Raw genomic sequence first — 17,709 nt, forward strand, 5'->3', positions numbered from 1 at the left:
GGGGACGCCCGAACCCCGGCCGTCCGTACGGCCGTTGCCGCGCGCAGGGCTGTTTCCGGAGCCCGAGCCGCGGGGCGGATCGGGCGGTGGGTACGGAGGTTCATGCGTCGTGGTCACCGCCCGATCATCGCAAGAACGGTGGGGGCCCTCTGTTCACCGCGCCCGAATTGACGCTAGCGTGGTGCCACCTTTGTACACGCGGGAGCTCGGAGCACCGGGCTGAGAGGGCGCTGACCTCCGTCCCAGCGATGTTTCACATGAAACATCACCCATCGCGAGTGATGTTTCACACGAAACGTCGGCAGACGGATACCGCTGCGTCGACCGCCGAACCTGTTACCGGGTAATGCCGGCGTAGGGAGTAGGTCTCATGACCATCAAGGACGCGCGCACGCCTGCCTCCAGCCAGGACGAACGGCCCATTCAGGGCGAAACGTCCCCGGAGGCCGGGAAGTCCATCGGCTGGCACAAGGCGTATGTCGAGGGCACACGCCCCGATCTGCGGGTGCCGGTCCGCCAGGTGCACCTCACCAACGGGCAGTCGGTCACGCTGTACGACACCTCGGGCCCGTATACCGATCCAGTGGCCGAGACGGACGTCCGCAGGGGGCTTCCCCCGCTGCGGGAGAACTGGATCATCGCTCGCGGCGACACGGCGGAGTACGCGGGTCGTCCCGTCCGTCCGGAGGACGACGGGATCAAGCACACCTCGCCGCGCGGCGGTCTGCGCAACCTCGACGCGGTCTTCCCCGGACGTCCGCGTCAGCCCCGTCGCGGCCGTGACGGCCAGGCGGTCACGCAGCTCGCCTACGCCCGCCGGGGCGAGATCACACCCGAGATGGAGTTCGTGGCCATCCGGGAAAACGTCTCTGCCGAGGTGGTCCGCGAGGAGATCGCCGCGGGCCGGGCGGTGCTGCCGGCCAACGTCAACCACCCGGAGATCGAGCCGATGATCATCGGCAAGCGGTTCCTGGTGAAGGTCAACGCCAACATCGGCAACTCCGCGGTCACCTCCTCCATCGAGGAGGAAGTCGAGAAGATGACCTGGGCGACCCGCTGGGGCGCCGACACGGTCATGGACCTGTCGACCGGCCGCAACATCCACACGACCCGTGAATGGGTGCTGCGCAACTCCCCCGTGCCGATCGGCACGGTGCCGCTCTATCAGGCGCTGGAGAAGGTCGACGGCCGCGCCGAGGAGCTGACCTGGGAGATCTACAAGGACACGGTCATCGAGCAGGCCGAGCAGGGCGTGGACTACATGACCGTCCACGCGGGCGTGCGCCTGCCGTACGTCCCGCTCACGGCCAACCGCAAGACCGGCATCGTCTCGCGCGGCGGCTCGATCATGGCGGCGTGGTGCCTGGCGCACCACAAGGAGAGCTTCCTGTACGAGAACTTCGAGGAGCTCTGCGAGATCCTCGCGGCGTACGACGTCACCTACTCGCTCGGCGACGGGCTGCGGCCCGGCTCGATCGCGGACGCCAACGACGAGGCGCAGTTCGCGGAGTTGCGGACGCTCGGGGAACTCAACCAGATCGCCAAGCGTTTCAACGTACAGACCATGATCGAGGGCCCGGGCCACGTCCCGATGCACAAGATCAAGGAGAACATCGACCTTCAGCAGGAGATCTGCGATGAAGCTCCGTTCTATACGCTCGGCCCGCTGACCACGGACGTCGCGCCGGCGTACGACCACATCACTTCCGGTATCGGTGCCGCGATGATCGCCTGGTGGGGCACGGCCATGCTCTGCTACGTCACGCCCAAGGAGCACCTGGGCCTGCCCAACCGCGACGACGTCAAGACCGGCGTCATCACCTACAAGATCGCCGCCCACGCGGCCGATCTCGCCAAGGGGCACCCGGGTGCGCAGGAGTGGGACGACGCGCTGTCCGACGCCCGCTTCGAGTTCCGGTGGGAGGACCAGTTCAACCTCGCCCTGGACCCGGACACGGCACGGGAGTTCCACGACGAGACCCTTCCGGCCGAGCCCGCCAAGACGGCCCACTTCTGCTCCATGTGCGGGCCGAAGTTCTGCTCGATGAAGATCTCCCAGGACATCCGCCGTACCCATGGCGGATCCCGGGAGGAGATCGAGGAGGGCATGGCTCAGAAGTCGCAGGAGTTCGCCGCGGCGGGTAACCGGGTGTACCTGCCGATCGCGGACTGACGTCGCGTAGTGCCGGCTGTTCGGCTTGCGCCTCCCCGAGGAGGTCTCCCCGGGGGTTTCGCCGAGGAGGAGGTCCCCTCACGGGGCCTTCTCACGGCGGGGGCGCAAGCCGAGGGGCTACTCCGGCTGGTGTTCGGGCCCTCCGAAGTCCGGGCTCGTGTAGTCCGGGCTCGTGTAGCTCGGACGCGGGCTCGGGACGGCACCGTTGTCCGGGCTGCTGAAACCCGGACGGTCGTAGCCGAGGTTCGGGATACGGCCGGCCGGTGTCGTCGGCGGCGTGCGGTGCAGGGCCGCCGCCGTGCCGGGGTCGGCGAGTGCCTCCCGTAGGAAAGGCAGGACACCGCGCTCCAGCAGGGCTTCGCGCCAGACTTCCTTGGCCCGGGCCACCTCTTCGCTCAGTTCGCCGTACGGCCCGGAATCGAAGGCCGGCCGGTTGCGCAGGGCGGTGAGCAGGAGTCCGACGGCGGCGACCAGGATCGCGGCCGCCGCGATGGCGCCGAACACCCATCCGGTGGTGAGCATCGTCTGGGCGAACGCCGGCTCGGGGTTGAACATCTTCAGGATGTAGCCGACGAGGAGGAAGATCGCCGCGGCGGTACCCGCGAGGACGGGTGCCAGGACGGCCACCACGGCGACGACGCCGGGGCCGGCCGTCTCGGCGACTTCTCCCATGGTGGTGGCGAGCCCCATCGCGCCCGTGCCCGACTCGGTGGAGCCGGACTCGCGGGTGGACGACGGGGTGGACGGCGCCGGCTGGCGCAGTTCCTCGCGGACCTTCACGTAGTGCTGGTACTCGGTCGCCGCGGCCGCCGTGATGAGTGCGGTGGCGTTCAGCGCCATGGTGCGCAGCTGTTCGGGGTTGAGCCGCTGTCCCACAGCGGCCAGTTCCGGGCGGTGTGGTGCGGAGCGCAGCGCCTCGTCGAGGATCCGCTCGTACTCCTGGCGGTCCTCGCTGTGCAGGTGCTGCGGAACGCTGTTCATGTGCATCCCCCGATGCTCCGTAGGGCTTGGGGCTCGCATGCCAACGAGCCGTCGGGCAGAAACGGAGGGGAGCCTGCTACGGATAAGCCGATGGTAGAGCGGTGACGGCACACGGTGACAGGGGGTTTGCCAAAATTGGGCCCTGGCCTGCGCCGTCCTCCATCCCTGCGTGATGGGGGGACGTCTGCCCGGTGAACGTTCAGATATCCAGGGGAAGTTGCTGGACCAGCAGCTTTCCGGCCATGGTCACGCCGCCGTCCATGGCGATGGCGAGCCCTTCGGCGTAGAGGTGCGGTCCCTCGACCAGGGGCCCGGTGCTGTCCTCGCCCTCCTCGGAGCCGACCTCGCCCAGCAGATACGGAATGGGGCTGTGGCCGTGAACGATGCGGGTGCCGCCGTACGTATCGAGCAGCGAGCGGACATGGTCCGGACCGCCCTCGTCGCGGAAGGAGAAGCGCCTGGTGAACTTGCGGAAGAGATCCCAGACCTCGTCGGCGTCGTTGCGCGTGAGCGTCTCGCGGACGGTGTCGTTGACCGCTTCGATCGAGTCGCCGTAGTCGAGATAGGCGGTGGTGTCCGAATGCACGAGCAGATGCCCGTCGACCTCTTCCATGGCGTCCAGCCGGGACATCCACTGCAGGTGGTGGTCCTGGAGGCGGTCCATGTCGGTCTTCTGGCCGCCGTTGAGCAGCCAGGCCGCCTGGAAGGTGGCGGTGCCCGCGCCGGAGTTGACGGGCGTGTCGCCGAAGCGCTTGGCGCCGATCAGCAGCAGCTCGTGGTTGCCCATGAGGGCCTTGCAGTAGCCGCCGGCCGCCGCGGCCTCGGCGGACAGCCGCATCACGAGGTCGATGACGCCGATGCCGTCCGGGCCGCGGTCGGTGAAGTCGCCGAGGAACCACAGCCGTGCGGTGCCCGCGCACCAGTTCCCCGCCGAGTCGATCAGGCCCTTCTCCTGGAGAGCGGCCACCAGCTCGTCGAGATAGCCGTGCACGTCGCCGACGACGAACAGCGCACCGGCGCTGCCAGTCGGCTGCTGCGCGGGCAGGGAGGCGGGGTCGACATGCACCTGAACAGTGTCGCCGCGATTGATGACCGGCAGGTCGCGCTGCGTGGGCGTGTACCCCTCGGGATGGCTTTCCTCGAGGGGCGGGGCGACCTCGCCCGGGTGCGTGCTGTGGCCGTACGGACCGGTCTCGTGGACGTACGCGGGTACCCGGAAGTCGCGCAACGTCGCCGTGCGCTCCACCTCAGGTCCCTGACCGGCCCCCTGAGTCATCAGACCCCTCCACCATCGCGCCGCATCTGCACCGCATCGGACTGCCTGGTCGCAGCGGCCCGCGGTGTCGTGGGCCCATCATAGGAATGCCGATCGCGCCATGTGATGACCCAGGGGTGGTGAATCGGAGCAGGACCCCTGTTCACTGCGGCTTTCGCCCCGATTGGGCAGGGCTTCTACCACTCGACGACCTCGCCCTGCCCGCCCCCCGACCAGGCTGCGCCCTGCTTCGACGCCCGCCTAACGCTCCTCGGGAGACCGCGGCGGACTGACCGTCGTGCGCGGCGGGCGTCGCTGGGACGAGGTACGCACGATCAACTCCGTCGGTATCACCTGCTCGACCGGCTGGTCCGACTCGACCCCCTCGATGGCGTCGATGAGGAGCTGGACCACCGCCGTGCCGATCCGGCGCGGCTTGAGCGAGAGCGTGGTGATGGGCGGCTCGGTGTTGGCGTACACCGTGGACTCGCTGCAACACACCAGAAGCAGGTCGTCCGGTACGCGCATGCCGTAGCGGCGGGCGGCGGCGAGCAGATCGGTGCCGTTCGGGTCGAACAGTCCGTAGACCGCGTCGGGCCGGTCGGGCCGGGCGAGCAGCCGGTCGGCGGCCACGGCGCCCGCGCACGGGTCGTGCGCCGGGTAGGCCTCGTACACCGGGTCCTGTCCGACCCGTTCGCACCAGCGCAGATACGCCGTGGTCGACAGGTGGGTGTACGTGTCCGTCGTGGTGCCGGTCAGCAGACCGATCCGGCGGGCGCCCGCGTCGGCCAGGTGGTCGAGGATGCCCATCACGGCGGCCTCGTGGTCGTTGTCGACCCAGGCGGTGACCGGAAGCGATCCGGCGGGGCGCCCGTCCGAGACGACCGGGAGACCCTGTCTCACCAGCTCGCTGACGACCGGGTCCTGGTCGGACGGGTCGATGACCACCGTTCCGTCGAGTGCGACGTTCGACCACACGTCATGGCGTGAGGTCGCGGGGAGGATCACGAGGGCGTAGCCGCGGGCGAGCGCGGCCGAGGTGGCCGCGCGGGCCATCTCGGCGAAGTACGCGAACTCGGTGAAGGTGAAAGGTTCATCCCCGTACGTCGTCACGGTAAGGCCGATGAGACCTGACTTGCCGGTTCGGAGTGTTCGGGCCGCGGCCGAGGGCCGGTAGCCCAGCCGGTCGGCGACCTCGCGGACATGGCGTCGGGTGGCGTCGGGGAGCCGGCCCTTGCCGTTGAGGGCGTCGGAGACGGTCGTGATGGATACCCCGGCGGCGGCCGCCACATCTCTGATCCCCGCCCGACTGGGCCGACTGCCTCGACGTGAGGTTTCCGCGCGGCTCACCTGGTGCTTCCCTGCTGCTGTCATGGCGAGCCGATAGTAGGGCTCATGCGGTGGGGTAGTGCGGACGCATATGCAATCGTTGACAGGCACGTTTCTGCAAGGTCATAGACCGTCAGATCCCTTTGAAAGCAAGAGAGTTGAACGATCCAATGGCAGGACGTGACTTGTCGGCGCGCATGGGCCTGCCAAGTGTCCGATGTTTCGAAGAGGTCTCAACTCACCTTCACGGGGGATGCGCGCCACGGCGCGAGCCACCGGCGCGTAGATATATGTGCGGCGCGCCCCCCGATTCGTACGCCTTCGTACGACGATGCCCTTGATGCTGGTGTGACAGGTGTGATCAGCGGACGGGCCTGCCCCGCCGACAGGCATCGGCTCCTCCTCACCTGTACGCATCGGCGCGGAATCCTCATAAGGTGAGAAGTATTGGAGCCGGCGGTGGTGATGGGCCGCCGGTGGTCGCGAGGAGGACTGTGGTGAGCGAGACGAGCCCCAAGCTGCGCGCCGAGCTGGAGGGTATCCCCACCTACAAGCCGGGCAAGCCCGCCGCGGCCGGTGGGCCGGTGGCCTACAAGCTGTCCTCCAACGAGAACCCCTATCCGCCGCTGCCGGGCGTGATGGAGACCGTGGCGGCGGCCGCCGCGTCCTTCAACCGCTACCCGGACATGATGTGCACGGGGCTGATGAACGAGCTGTCCGAGAGCTTCGGCGTCCCGCTCTCCCACCTGGCCACCGGCACCGGCTCGGTCGGTGTCGCCCAGCAGCTCATCCAGGCCACCGCCGGCCCCGGCGACGAGGTCATCTACGCCTGGCGGTCCTTCGAGGCGTACCCGATCATCACGCAGATCAGCGGCGCCGCCTCCGTGCAGGTGCCCCTGACGGCGGGCGAGGTGCACGATCTGGACGCGATGGCCGCCGCCATCACCGACCGCACCAGGCTGATCTTCGTCTGCAACCCGAACAACCCGACGGGCACGGTGGTGAAGCGGGCCGAACTCGAGCGCTTCCTCGACCGGGTGCCGAGCGATGTCCTGGTGGTGCTGGACGAGGCGTATCGCGAGTTCATCCGCGACCCCGAGGTGCCGGACGGGGTGGAGATCTACCGCGAGCGTCCGAATGTCTGCGTCCTGCGGACCTTCTCCAAGGCGTACGGCCTCGCCGGTCTGCGCGTCGGTTTCGCGATCGCCCATGAGCCGGTCGCTGCGGCCCTGCGCAAGACGGCCGTGCCCTTCGGGGTGAGCCAGCTCGCGCAGGACGCGGCCATCGCCTCGCTGCGTGCCGAGGACGAACTGCTCGGCCGGGTCGGGTCGCTGGTGTGTGAGCGCAACCGCGTGGGCGAGGGGCTGCGGGCCCAGGGCTGGACGGTGCCCGAGACCCAGGCCAACTTCGTGTGGCTGCGGCTGGGGGAGCGCACGGTCGCCTTCGCTCAGGCGTGTGAGCAGGCGGGCGTGGTGATCCGGCCGTTCCCCGGCGAGGGTGTGCGGGTGACGATCGGGGAGACCGAGGCGAACGACATCTTCCTGAAGGTGGCGGAAGGGTTCCGGAAGGAGCTCTAGGGCTGCGCGGGCGCGGTCAGGCGCCGGCGGGTTCTACGGGCGCGGTCAGGTGTCCACGCATTCCACGCGGGCAGAGTCAGGCGTCCACCAGTTCCACGCGCACGGGGTCGCCGTCGCGGACCGTCGCCAGCAAGCGGGGGTCGCCGTCGAGGCGGCCCAGGATGTTGCACGGGCTCGCGAGGCGGCATTCTCCCCCAAACTCCGTTTTGGGGGACCCCCAGCCTCGCGAGATCGGTGTGGGTCCGTAAGGGAGGGCGAGCGCGTCGCCATCGGTCCAGAAGGCGACCGTGCCAGGCTCGACCACCTGTCGTGCATCCGTTTCACGTGAAACGGACACTCTTGTGTCGAAGTACACCTCCTCGCCCCAAGTGCGAGCAGTGGAGCTGAGAGGGAGGGCCTTGCTGAGGGCCTGTGCGGTCGGGGTGTCGTCGAGGGTCGCGGTGAGATGGCCTGAGGGCCAGGAGATCCGTATCTGAAGCGGTCGCTGTGGCTGCATGCTGGCGATTCAACAATATGTTGAAGTTCTCGCCAAGGGGTTGGTCCGAACGAGGGACCCCCCGTGAGGGCCCGGAATGTTCGTACTGCATAATTGCTTGTGAATGTGAACGCTTTCACAAGCGTATGTAAGGAGCGGCGACGTGGACCTGGCTTTGGCGCCGGAGACCTTGGCGCGATGGCAGTTCGGCATCACCACCGTCTACCACTTCCTGTTCGTCCCCCTGACGATCTCGCTGGCCGCCCTCACGGCCGGGTTGCAGACCGCCTGGGTACGCACGGAGAAGGAGAAGTACCTCAGGGCGACGAAGTTCTGGGGCAAGCTCTTCCTGATCAACATCGCGATGGGTGTCGTCACCGGCATCGTGCAGGAGTTCCAGTTCGGCATGAACTGGTCCGACTACTCCCGCTTCGTCGGTGACGTCTTCGGTGCTCCGCTCGCCTTCGAGGCGCTGATCGCCTTCTTCTTCGAGTCCACCTTCATCGGCCTGTGGATCTTCGGCTGGGACAAGCTGCCGAAGAAGATCCACTTGGCCTGCATGTGGATGGTCTCCATCGGCACGATTCTGTCGGCGTACTTCATCCTGGCGGCCAACTCCTGGATGCAGCACCCCGTCGGCTACAAGATCAACGAAGCGAAGGGGCGGGCCGAACTCACCGACTTCTGGCTCGTGCTGACCCAGAACACCGCGCTCGCGCAGGCCTTCCACACCTTGTCGGCGGCCTTCCTCACGGGTGGCGCGTTCATGGTCGGCATCTCCGCCTTCCATCTGCTGCGCAAGAAGCACATCCGCGAGATGAAGACCTCGCTGCGGCTCGGCCTGGTCACCGTCGCCGTCGGCGGCCTGCTCACCGCCGTCAGCGGTGACACGCTCGGCAAGATCATGTACGAGCAGCAGCCGATGAAGATGGCCGCTGCCGAGGCCCTGTGGGACGGCGAGGAGCCGGCGCCCTTCTCGGTCTTCGCCGTCGGCGACGTCGACAAGGGCCACAACAAGGTCGCCATAGAGATCCCCGGCCTGCTGTCCTTCCTGGCCAAGGACGACTTCACCTCGTACGTCCCCGGCATCAACGACGTCAACAAGGCCGAGCAGGAGAAGTACGGCCCCGGCGACTACCGGCCCAACATCCCCGTCGCCTACTGGGGCTTCCGCTGGATGATCGGCTTCGGTATGACGTCGTTCGCCATCGGCCTGGTCGGACTCTGGCTGACCCGCAAGAAGTTCATGCTGCCGCAGCACCTGAGGGTCGGCGACGACGAGGTGCCGCATCTGGTGCTGCTCCCGAAGAAGGCACTCGGCCCGAAGCTGACCAAGTGGTACTGGCGCATCGCGATCTGGACCCTGGCCTTCCCGCTGATCGCCAACTCCTGGGGCTGGATCTTCACCGAGATGGGCCGTCAGCCCTGGGTCGTCTACGGCGTCCTGCAGACCCGCGACGCGGTCTCCCCCGGTGTCTCCCAGGGCGAGGTCCTCACCTCGATGATCGTCTTCACCACGCTGTACGCCATCCTCGCCGTCGTCGAGGTCAAGCTGCTCGCGAAGTACGTCAAGGCCGGCCCGCCCGAGCTGACGGAGGCCGACCTGAACCCGCCCACGAAGATCGGCGGCGACTCCCGTGACGCCGACAAGCCGATGGCCTTCTCGTACTAGGCCGAGGGAGCTGCACAGTCATGGAACTTCACGACGTCTGGTTCGTCCTGATCGCCGTCCTGTGGACCGGCTACTTCTTCCTGGAGGGCTTCGACTTCGGGGTCGGCGTCCTCACCAAGCTGCTCGCCCGCAACCGGCCCGAGCGGCGGGTGCTGATCAACACCATCGGCCCCGTCTGGGACGGCAACGAGGTGTGGCTGCTCTCCGCGGGCGGCGCGACCTTCGCCGCCTTCCCCGAGTGGTACGCCACGCTCTTCTCCGGCTTCTATCTGCCGCTGCTGCTCATCCTGGTCTGCCTGATCGTCCGGGGTGTCGCGTTCGAGTACCGGGCCAAGCGGCCCGAGGAGAACTGGCAGCGCAACTGGGAGCAGGCCATCTTCTGGTGCTCGCTGCTCCCGGCGTTCCTGTGGGGCGTGGCCTTCGCCAACATCGTGCGGGGTGTGAAGATCGACCAGAGCCATGAGTACGTCGGCAACGTTCCGGATCTGCTCAACCCGTACGCGCTTCTCGGCGGTCTCGTGACGCTGTCGCTGTTCACCTTCCACGGTGCGGTGTTCACCGCGCTCAAGACCGTGGGGGACATCCGGGAGCGCGCGCGGAAGCTGGCCCTGTGGGTCGGCCTCGTGACCGCCGCGCTGGCCGTGGTGTTCCTGCTCTGGACGCAGGTCGACAACGGCGACGGACAGAGCCTCGTCGCGCTGATCGTGGCCGTGGTCGCGCTGGTCGCGGCGCTGGCGGCGAACCAGGCCGGACGCGAGGGATGGTCGTTCGCCTTCTCCGGCGTCACCATCGTGGCCGCCGTGGCCATGCTCTTCCTGGCGCTCTTTCCGAACGTCATGCCGTCCTCGCTCAATGACGAGTGGAGCCTCACGGTCACCAACGCCTCGTCGAGTCACTACACCCTGAAGATCATGACCTGGTGCGCGGTGATCGCCACGCCGATCGTGATGCTCTACCAGGGCTGGACCTACTGGGTCTTCCGCAAGCGGATCGGTACGCAGCACATCGCTGAAACCGTGCACTGAGGTGTGTTTCACGTGAAACCAATCGACCCGCGTCTCCTCCGGTACGCCCGGGCCACCCGCCTCTTCCTGATCGCGGTCGTCGGCCTGGGCGCCGTAGGGGCGGGACTGGTCATCGCGCAGGCGATGCTCATCGCCGAGGCGGTGGTGGGGGCGTTCCAGGACGGGATGTCGGCCGCCGAACTGCGCACCCCCCTGCTGCTGTTGGCGGCTGTCGCAGTCGGCCGTGCGGTGGTCGCCTGGCTCACCGAGCTGGCCGCCCATCGAGCCAGCGCGGCCGTGAAGTCGGAGCTGCGGGGGCGGCTGCTGGAGCGGGCGGCCGAGCTGGGGCCCGGTCGGCTGAGCGGACAGCGGACCGGTTCGCTCGTCGCCCTCGCCACGCGCGGCGTCGACGCCCTCGACGACTACTTCTCGCGCTATCTGCCGCAGTTGGGCCTCTCGGTCGTCGTGCCGATCGCGGTGCTGGCGCGGATCGTGACCGAGGACTGGGTCTCGGCGGCCATCATCGTCGGCACCCTGCCGCTCATCCCGATCTTCATGATGCTGATCGGCTGGGCCACACAGTCACGGATGGACCGTCAGTGGCGGCTGCTGTCCCGGCTGTCCGGGCACTTCCTCGACGTCGTCGCCGGCCTGCCGACCCTGAAGGTGTTCGGACGGGCCAAGGCGCAGGCCGACTCGATCCGGCGTATCACCGGTGAGTACCGCAGGGCGACGATGCGCACCCTGCGGATCGCCTTCATCTCCTCCTTCGCGCTGGAGCTGCTCTCGACGCTCTCGGTGGCCCTGGTCGCCGTCACGATCGGCATGCGGCTCGTCCACGGCGAGATGGAGCTGTACGACGGCCTGGTCATCCTCGTGCTGGCACCCGAGGCCTACCTGCCGTTGCGTCAGGTAGGTGCGCAGTACCACGCGGCGGCCGAGGGGCTCTCCGCGGCCGAGGAGATCTTCGAGGTGCTGGAGACGCCGGTGCCGGCGTCCGGAACCACAGCGGTGCCGGCCGGTGGGGTGTCGTTCGAGGGAGTCTCGGTCCGCTACGCCGGACGCTCGGCCGACGCCGTTTCGGACGTGTCCTTCGCCGTCGGGCCCGGGGAGACGATCGCGCTCGTCGGGCCGAGCGGTGCGGGCAAGTCGACGCTGCTCAATGTGCTGTTGGGGTTCGTGCGGCCGACCGAGGGGCGGGTGCTCGTCGGGGGAGCCGATCTCACCGACCTCGACCTGGCGGAGTGGCGCTCGCGTATCGCCTGGGTGCCGCAGCGGCCGCATCTGTACGCCGGGACCATCGCTGAGAACGTACGGCTGGCGCGTCCCGACGCGGACGGCGCGTCCGTGCGGCGCGCGCTTTCGGATGCCGGAGCGCTGGAGTTCGTGGACGCGCTGCCCGAGGGCGTCGACACCGTCCTGGGTGAGGACGGGACCGGGCTGTCCGCGGGCCAGCGGCAGCGGCTCGCCTTGGCCCGGGCGTTCCTCGCGGACCGGTCCGTCCTGCTGCTCGACGAGCCGACGGCAGCGCTCGACGGGGCCACCGAGGCCGAGGTCGTCGAGGCCGTGCGCCGGCTTGCCGTGGGGCGGACGGTGCTGCTGGTCGTGCACCGGCCTGCGTTGCTGGGGGTGGCGGACCGGGTGGTGCGGCTCGCCGAGGCCGATGTGCCCGATCGTGCGGAGGCTCTGTCCAAGGAGCCGGCCGAGGTGCCCGCCGAGGCGTCCGGCGCCCTTCCGGACGAGGGCGGCGGCGAAGCGCTCGGCGGGTCTGCTGCCACCGGGTCCGAGACCGAGGCTGTGCCGCTCGCGGCGGGCACGCGCGGTGTCCTCGCCCGTGTCCGTGCCATGTCCGGCCCCCGCCGCGGCAGGCTCGCCCTCGCGCTGCTGCTCGGAAGCCTCGCGCTCGGCAGTGCCGTGGGGCTCATGGCCACCTCCGGGTGGCTCATCTCGCGGGCCTCGCAGCAGCCGCCCGTGTTGTATCTGATGGTGGCCGTGACGGCGACGCGGGCCTTCGGCATCGGGCGGGCCGTGTTCCGGTACGCCGAGCGGCTCGTGTCGCACGACGCCGTGCTGCGCATGCTGGCCGACACCCGGGTCGCCGTGTACCGGCGGCTGGAGCGGCTGGCGCCCGCCGGGCTGCGCCGCACACGGCGGGGCGATCTGCTGTCGAGGCTCGTCGCCGATGTGGACGCGCTTCAGGACTACTGGCTGCGCTGGCTGTTGCCCGCGGCCGCCGCGACGGTCGTGTCCGCAGGGGCCGTCGGCTTCACGGCATGGCTGCTGCCCGAGGCGGGCGCGGTGCTCGCGGCGGGGCTGCTGGCGGCCGGGATCGGCGTCCCGCTCGTCACCGGTGCCGTCGCCCGGCGCGCCGAGCGCAGGCTGGCCCCCGCCCGGGGAGTCCTCGCGACGCGCGTGACGGATCTCCTCACCGGCACCGCGGAACTGACCGTCGCCGGTGCGCTGCCCAGCCGTACGGCCGAGGCACGCCGAGCCGACGGGACGCTCACCCGGATCGCCTCGCGGGCCGCCACCGCGACCGCGCTCGGTGACGGGCTGACCGCGCTGATCTCGGGGCTCACCGTCGCCGCCACCGCCCTCGCGGGCGCCCAGGCGGTCGCGGACGGGCGGCTGGGCGGTGTGACGATGGCCGTCGTCGTCCTCACCCCACTGGCCGCCTTCGAGGCGGTTCTCGGGCTGCCGCTCGCCGCGCAGTACCGCCAGCGGGTGCGCAAGAGCGCCGAGCGGGTCCACGAGGTCCTGGACGCACCCGAGCCGGTACGGGAACCGGAGCGTCCCCGGAAGGCGCCCGCATCGCCCTTCCCGGTCGCTCTCAGGGGCCTGACCGCCCGTCACTCGGGGCAGGACCGGGACGCGCTCGCCGGTCTCGACCTGACCCTGGAGGAGGGCCGCCGGATCGCCGTCGTAGGACCGTCCGGGTCCGGCAAGACAACGCTGGCGCAGGCACTGCTGCGCTTCCTGGACGCGGACGCGGGCTCGTACACGCTGGGCGGCGTGGACGCCTACGAGCTGGACGGCGACGACGTACGGCGGCTCGTCGGGCTGTGCGCGCAGGACGCGCACCTCTTCGACAGCTCCGTGCGCGAGAACCTGCTGCTCGCCAGGAAGGACGCCACGGAGGCCGACCTGCGCGACGCCCTGGGCCGGGCGCGGCTGCTGGACTGGGCCGACAGTCTGCCCGACGGGCTGGACACGCTCGTGGGCGAGCACGGGGCGCGGCTGTCGGGCGGGCAGCGGCAGCGGCTGGCGCTGGCACGCGCACTGCTCGCCGACTTCCCCGTCCTCGTGCTCGACGAGCCCGCCGAGCACCTGGACCTCCCGACCGCCGACGCCCTCACCGCCGACCTGCTGGCGGCCACCGAGGGCCGTACGACCCTGCTCATCACCCACCGGCTGACCGGCCTGGACGCCGTGGACGAGGTGGTCGTGCTGGACGAGGGGCGCGTGGTGCAGCGGGGGGCGTTCGCTGAGCTGGCCGCCACGGACGGGCCGTTGCGGGCGATGGTGGAGCGGGAGGAAGCGGCGGACCTGTTGGTGGGGGCGCCCTAGCGCGCAGATCTCCCCGGCGCGTCAGCCGCGCACTGGACCGTCCGCGTCAATTGTCCCCCAGGTGTACGACCTGAACGAGGTCCCGGCGCGACTTGCGGGTCAGGATCGCTGACATGCGCTCATATCGCCGTCGCCTTCAGGTCGTTCCGGCACTGCTGTGTGCGCTCGCGCTCCTCGCGGCCAGGCCCGTCGAGGCCGTCGCCGACGACTCGGACACCCACGGCGGCAGCGGTCTCGGCCTCAGCGCACAAGTGGTGAAGCTGTACGAGGACGCAGCGCGGGCGACGAAGCGGTACGAGACGGGGCGGCAGGAGGCCGAGGGGCAGCGGGCGCAGGCGCAGCGGATCGAGGGGCTGCTCGACCGCGAGCGGCGGGAGATCGGCGTCCTGCGCGAGGACCTGGGCCGGATCGCGCGGGCCCAGTACCGCACCAGCGGCGGGATGCCGCTTACCGCGCAGATCATCCTCGCGTCGAGCCCGGAGCAGCTCATGCGCGGTCAGCATGTGTTCTCGCAGACCAACATGGCCGTCAACAACGCCATCGAGAAGAGCCGGCGCGCCGAGACCCAGCTCGTCAAGGACGAGGCCAAGGCCGCGGCGGCCTGGCACGGCCTGGAGAAGCGCAACGCCGAGCTCGCCGAACTGAAGAGCGGCATCGAGCAGAAGCTCGAAGAGGCGCGGTGGGAGTTGCAGGGGCAGGCCGACGCCTTCGTGGCCGCCGGCTCCTGCCCCGGTGCCGTGCGGCTGGACCAGAAGCAGGAAGAGTTCGACGGCGCGTGGGCCACGCCGGTGGAGTCGTACGAACTGTCGGCCTCGTTCGGCAGCGGCGGGTCGCGGTGGGCGAACCGGCACACGGGGCAGGACTTCGCGGTGCCGATCGGCACGCCGGTGCGGGCGGCCGGGGACGGGCGCGTGGCCAGGGTGTCGTGCGGCGGAGCGTTCGGCATGGAGGTCGTCGTCCAGCACACGGACGGCTACTACACGCAGTACGCCCATCTGGCCTCGGTCGCAGTCGACCAGGGCGACCGCGTCGACACCGGGCAGTGGATCGGCCAGTCCGGCACGAGCGGCAACTCCACCGGTCCGCATCTGCACTTCGAGGTGCGGATCACCCCGGAGATGGGCTCGGCGCTGGATCCCGTGCCGTGGCTTGCGGACCGGGGAGCGCCGCTCGGGTAGGGCCAGGGACTGTCCGGCGGATGATGCCGGCGTCGCGGGCTAGCCGCGCTCGGCCAGCATCCGCTCGATGACGACCGCGACCCCGTCCTCGTTGTTGTCGACCGTGCGTCCCGACGCGGCGGCTACGACGTCCGGATGGGCGTTGCCCATCGCGTACGACCGGCCCGCCCACGTCAGCATCTCGACGTCGTTGGGCATGTCCCCGAAGGCCACGACCTCCTCGTGCGAGATACCGCGCTCGGCGCAGCACAGAGCCAGCGTGCTGGCCTTGGAGACGCCGGGACCGCTGATCTCCAGCAGGGCGCTGGGGCTGGAGCGGGTGACATTGGCGCGGTCGCCGATGGCGAGGCGGGCCAGGGTGAGGAAGGCGTCGGGGTCGAGCGTGGGGTGGTAGGCGAGGATCTTGAGCACGGGCTCGCCGGCGCCGGGAGCGTCCGGTGCCAGGAGGTCCTCGGCCGGCGCGAGATCGTCCGGTACCTCCATGTGCAGCTTGGGATAGTCCGGCTCCTGGTAGAAGCCGTACGTCTGCTCCACCGCGTACACCGTCCCAGGCGCCGCGTCCCGCAGCAGCCTTACGGCGTCCAGCGCGTTCTTCCGCGCAAGCTCCCGCACCTTCACGAACCGGTGGGTGCCGGGGCCGCCGTGCAGGTCGACCACGGCGGCGCCGTTACCGCAGATCGCCAGGCCATGACCGTGTACGTGGTCGCTGACGACGTTCATCCAGCGGGCGGGGCGGCCGGTGACGAAGAACACCTCGATGCCCGCCTCCTCGGCGGCGGCCAGCGCGGACACCGTGCGTGGGGAGACCGACTTGTCGTCCCGCAGCAAGGTGCCGTCCAGGTCGGTGGCTATGAGCCGCGGGCGCACGGCGGCGTCCGGGTTCTGAGGCTGTCGAGTCGCTGAAGTCACCGCGTCATTCTCCCGCATATGCCTGCACAGCCGTGCGGCAGTCCGCACATCTGAGGCGACCCTTGAGGAGATCCCGCCCCTGAGGACACCGCCGATAGTGCCCTCACCAGCATCGTCGTGCCTGACTCACGAACCGCGGCCGCCGTACTCACCGAAGCTGTGCCCCGGCTTCCATGGCGATCTGCTCGAAGACCTTCTCGTCGGCGGCGAAGTCCGAGTCAGGGATCGGCCAGTGGACCACGATCTCGGTGAATCCGAGCTCCTGATGGCGTCCCGCGAAGTCCACGAACGCATCGAGCGACTCCAGGACCCGACCGCGCTCCGGGGTGAATCCGGTGAGCAGCACCTGGTCGAGGCCGGCCACGTCCCGGCCGATCGCGGCGCACGCGTCGGACAGCTTCTCGACCTGCCCGCGAATGGCTTGAAACGACTGCTCGGGGGTGCCGCTCTCACTCACCTTCGGGTCGCCCGTGGTCACCCACGCCTGCCCGTGCTGCGCCGCCAGCTTCAGCCCGCGCGGCCCGGTCGCCGCCACCGCGAAGGGTAGCCGGGGCCGCTGCACACAGCCCGGGATGTTGCGGGCCTCGTGCGCCGAGTAGAAGTCGCCCTCGTAGGACACCGAGTCCTCGGAGAGCAGCCGGTCCAGCAGCGTGATGAACTCGGCGAAACGGTCGGCACGCTCACGCGGCGTCCAGGGCTCCTGAGCGAGCGTGGTGGCGTCGAAGCCGGTGCCGCCGGCGCCGATGCCGAGCGTGATCCGCCCGCCCGAGACGTCGTCGAGGGAGATCAGCTCCTTGGCGAGGGTCACCGGATGCCGGAAGTTCGGCGAGGTCACAAGGGTGCCCAGCCGCAGTTGGTCGGTGACGGCCGCCGCCGCGGTCAGGGTCGGCACGGCACCGAACCACGGGCCGTCCCGGAAGCTGCGCCAGGACAGGTGGTCGTAGGTGTACGCGGCGTGGAAACCGAGCTGCTCCGCCCGCTGCCACGCCAAACGGCCCCCTTCGGACCAACGGCGGTACGGGAGGATCACGGTGCTCAGGCGCAGACTCATGTGTCGAGCGTATGCGGCCGAACGGGTTTCACGTGAAACGGTCACCGCACGCGGCTGCTCAGCCACGGAGTGAGGGTGATCATCGGCATGAACTCGCGATGCGTGCGGTCGCCGGGCAGCGGCACGATCAGGAAGTAGCCCGGCGGGAAGCGGCGCGCCTTGACGTAGGCGAGGCCGTCGTAGAGGGAGCGGAGGAAGGCGGGGACATCGTCGCGGGGGATGTCGGGGCACTCGACGCCCTCGACGGTGATCAGCGCGTCGTCCTCGGGGAAGAGCCGCACGCTCACCCGGGGCGAGCCACCCAGATCGACGTGCGCCTCGTGGGGCAGCGAGCCGTCCGGGTCCGTGGTGATGCCGACGCCGGCGGCGCTGCGGCGGGAGGTCTGGTCGGCGCCGATGTCATGGGTCACCTCGATCTCGCGGCCGAACTCGGCGGCGAGGGCACGGAGCGCGGTGACGGCGGACTCGGTGGTGGGAAATTGGTCCATACCACTGATCATGCCGGACCGGGGGTCGGTTCATGCCGGAAGGCGGGCAA

13 protein-coding genes are annotated in these 17,709 nt (G+C 69.7%); 6 read left to right on the forward strand and 7 right to left on the reverse strand.

Features of this window, described 5'->3' with window-relative positions:
• Positions 1-370: 370 nt before the first annotated feature.
• Positions 371-2,173, forward strand: coding sequence for a phosphomethylpyrimidine synthase ThiC (gene thiC, locus ACZ69Q_RS17845; protein WP_471042424.1), 1,803 nt, complete (start codon positions 371-373; stop codon positions 2,171-2,173).
• A gap of 117 nt (positions 2,174-2,290) precedes the next feature.
• Here the strand turns inward: thiC and ACZ69Q_RS17850 are convergent, their stop codons facing one another.
• The 3 genes from ACZ69Q_RS17850 to ACZ69Q_RS17860 all read right to left on the reverse strand — a co-directional run bounded on the left by ACZ69Q_RS17850 (position 2,291) and on the right by ACZ69Q_RS17860 (position 5,783).
• Positions 2,291-3,160 (reverse strand): hypothetical protein, encoded by an 870-nt coding sequence (locus ACZ69Q_RS17850; RefSeq protein ID WP_471042427.1) that lies wholly within the window; start codon positions 3,158-3,160, stop codon positions 2,291-2,293.
• A 193-nt stretch (positions 3,161-3,353) separates the two neighbouring features.
• Positions 3,354-4,430 carry a metallophosphoesterase gene (locus ACZ69Q_RS17855; protein WP_471042430.1) on the reverse strand — a complete coding sequence of 359 codons (1,077 nt, stop codon included), beginning with the start codon at positions 4,428-4,430 and terminating at the stop codon, positions 3,354-3,356.
• A 240-nt stretch (positions 4,431-4,670) separates the two neighbouring features.
• Entirely contained in the window at positions 4,671-5,783 is a 1,113-nt protein-coding gene (locus ACZ69Q_RS17860) for a LacI family DNA-binding transcriptional regulator (RefSeq protein ID WP_471042433.1), read from the reverse strand.
• 452 nt (positions 5,784-6,235) lie between these two features.
• Here ACZ69Q_RS17860 and hisC point away from each other — a divergent pair, with 452 nt between their 5' ends.
• Positions 6,236-7,315 (forward strand): histidinol-phosphate transaminase, encoded by a 1,080-nt coding sequence (gene hisC / locus ACZ69Q_RS17865; RefSeq protein WP_471042436.1) that lies wholly within the window; start codon positions 6,236-6,238, stop codon positions 7,313-7,315.
• A gap of 76 nt (positions 7,316-7,391) precedes the next feature.
• Here hisC and ACZ69Q_RS17870 read toward each other — a convergent pair whose 3' ends face one another.
• On the reverse strand, positions 7,392-7,811 hold the full coding sequence (locus ACZ69Q_RS17870) for a cyclophilin-like fold protein (RefSeq protein ID WP_471042439.1): 420 nt from the start codon (positions 7,809-7,811) through the stop codon (positions 7,392-7,394).
• Positions 7,812-7,953: 142 nt separating this feature from the next.
• On the opposite strand from ACZ69Q_RS17870, the gene ACZ69Q_RS17875 reads away from it, so the two are divergent.
• The 4 genes from ACZ69Q_RS17875 (at position 7,954) to ACZ69Q_RS17890 (ending at position 15,211) form a co-directional block, all read left to right on the forward strand.
• Positions 7,954-9,462 (forward strand): cytochrome ubiquinol oxidase subunit I, encoded by a 1,509-nt coding sequence (locus ACZ69Q_RS17875; protein WP_471042442.1) that lies wholly within the window; start codon positions 7,954-7,956, stop codon positions 9,460-9,462.
• A 20-nt stretch (positions 9,463-9,482) separates the two neighbouring features.
• Entirely contained in the window at positions 9,483-10,487 is a 1,005-nt protein-coding gene (cydB, locus tag ACZ69Q_RS17880) for a cytochrome d ubiquinol oxidase subunit II (protein ID WP_471042446.1), read from the forward strand.
• A 12-nt stretch (positions 10,488-10,499) separates the two neighbouring features.
• Positions 10,500-14,033, forward strand: coding sequence for a thiol reductant ABC exporter subunit CydD (gene cydD, locus ACZ69Q_RS17885; protein WP_471042449.1), 3,534 nt, complete (start codon positions 10,500-10,502; stop codon positions 14,031-14,033).
• Positions 14,034-14,146: 113 nt separating this feature from the next.
• Positions 14,147-15,211, forward strand: a complete 1,065-nt coding sequence (locus ACZ69Q_RS17890; protein ID WP_471042452.1) for a M23 family metallopeptidase — start codon at positions 14,147-14,149, stop codon at positions 15,209-15,211.
• Positions 15,212-15,250: 39 nt separating this feature from the next.
• Here ACZ69Q_RS17890 and ACZ69Q_RS17895 read toward each other — a convergent pair whose 3' ends face one another.
• From ACZ69Q_RS17895 to ACZ69Q_RS17905, 3 genes are all read right to left on the reverse strand, one after another.
• Positions 15,251-16,138: a Cof-type HAD-IIB family hydrolase gene (locus ACZ69Q_RS17895; RefSeq protein ID WP_471042455.1), complete on the reverse strand. Its 888-nt coding sequence runs from the start codon at positions 16,136-16,138 to the stop codon at positions 15,251-15,253.
• Between the two features lie 130 nt (positions 16,139-16,268).
• Positions 16,269-17,171 (reverse strand): LLM class flavin-dependent oxidoreductase, encoded by a 903-nt coding sequence (locus tag ACZ69Q_RS17900; RefSeq protein ID WP_471042458.1) that lies wholly within the window; start codon positions 17,169-17,171, stop codon positions 16,269-16,271.
• A 41-nt stretch (positions 17,172-17,212) separates the two neighbouring features.
• Positions 17,213-17,659: a hypothetical protein gene (locus ACZ69Q_RS17905; protein WP_471042460.1), complete on the reverse strand. Its 447-nt coding sequence runs from the start codon at positions 17,657-17,659 to the stop codon at positions 17,213-17,215.
• Between the last annotated feature and the right edge of the window lie 50 nt (positions 17,660-17,709).

This window comes from Streptomyces sp. NPDC036764 (assembly GCF_055609385.1).

Excerpts from the sequence above, each read along its gene's own strand:
- ACZ69Q_RS17870 (WP_471042439.1), bottom strand. The coding sequence starts at position 7,811 with ATGCAGCCACAGCGACCGCTTCAGATACGGATCTCCTGGCCCTCAGGC.
- ACZ69Q_RS17890 (WP_471042452.1), top strand. The coding sequence starts at position 14,147 with ATGCGCTCATATCGCCGTCGCCTTCAGGTCGTTCCGGCACTGCTGTGT.
- ACZ69Q_RS17905 (WP_471042460.1), bottom strand. The coding sequence starts at position 17,659 with ATGGACCAATTTCCCACCACCGAGTCCGCCGTCACCGCGCTCCGTGCC.
- ACZ69Q_RS17895 (WP_471042455.1), bottom strand. The coding sequence starts at position 16,138 with ATGCGGGAGAATGACGCGGTGACTTCAGCGACTCGACAGCCTCAGAAC.
- ACZ69Q_RS17860 (WP_471042433.1), bottom strand. The coding sequence starts at position 5,783 with ATGACAGCAGCAGGGAAGCACCAGGTGAGCCGCGCGGAAACCTCACGT.
- ACZ69Q_RS17900 (WP_471042458.1), bottom strand. The coding sequence starts at position 17,171 with ATGAGTCTGCGCCTGAGCACCGTGATCCTCCCGTACCGCCGTTGGTCC.
- cydB (WP_471042446.1), top strand. The coding sequence starts at position 9,483 with ATGGAACTTCACGACGTCTGGTTCGTCCTGATCGCCGTCCTGTGGACC.
- ACZ69Q_RS17855 (WP_471042430.1), bottom strand. The coding sequence starts at position 4,430 with ATGACTCAGGGGGCCGGTCAGGGACCTGAGGTGGAGCGCACGGCGACG.
- ACZ69Q_RS17850 (WP_471042427.1), bottom strand. The coding sequence starts at position 3,160 with ATGCACATGAACAGCGTTCCGCAGCACCTGCACAGCGAGGACCGCCAG.
- thiC (WP_471042424.1), top strand. The coding sequence starts at position 371 with ATGACCATCAAGGACGCGCGCACGCCTGCCTCCAGCCAGGACGAACGG.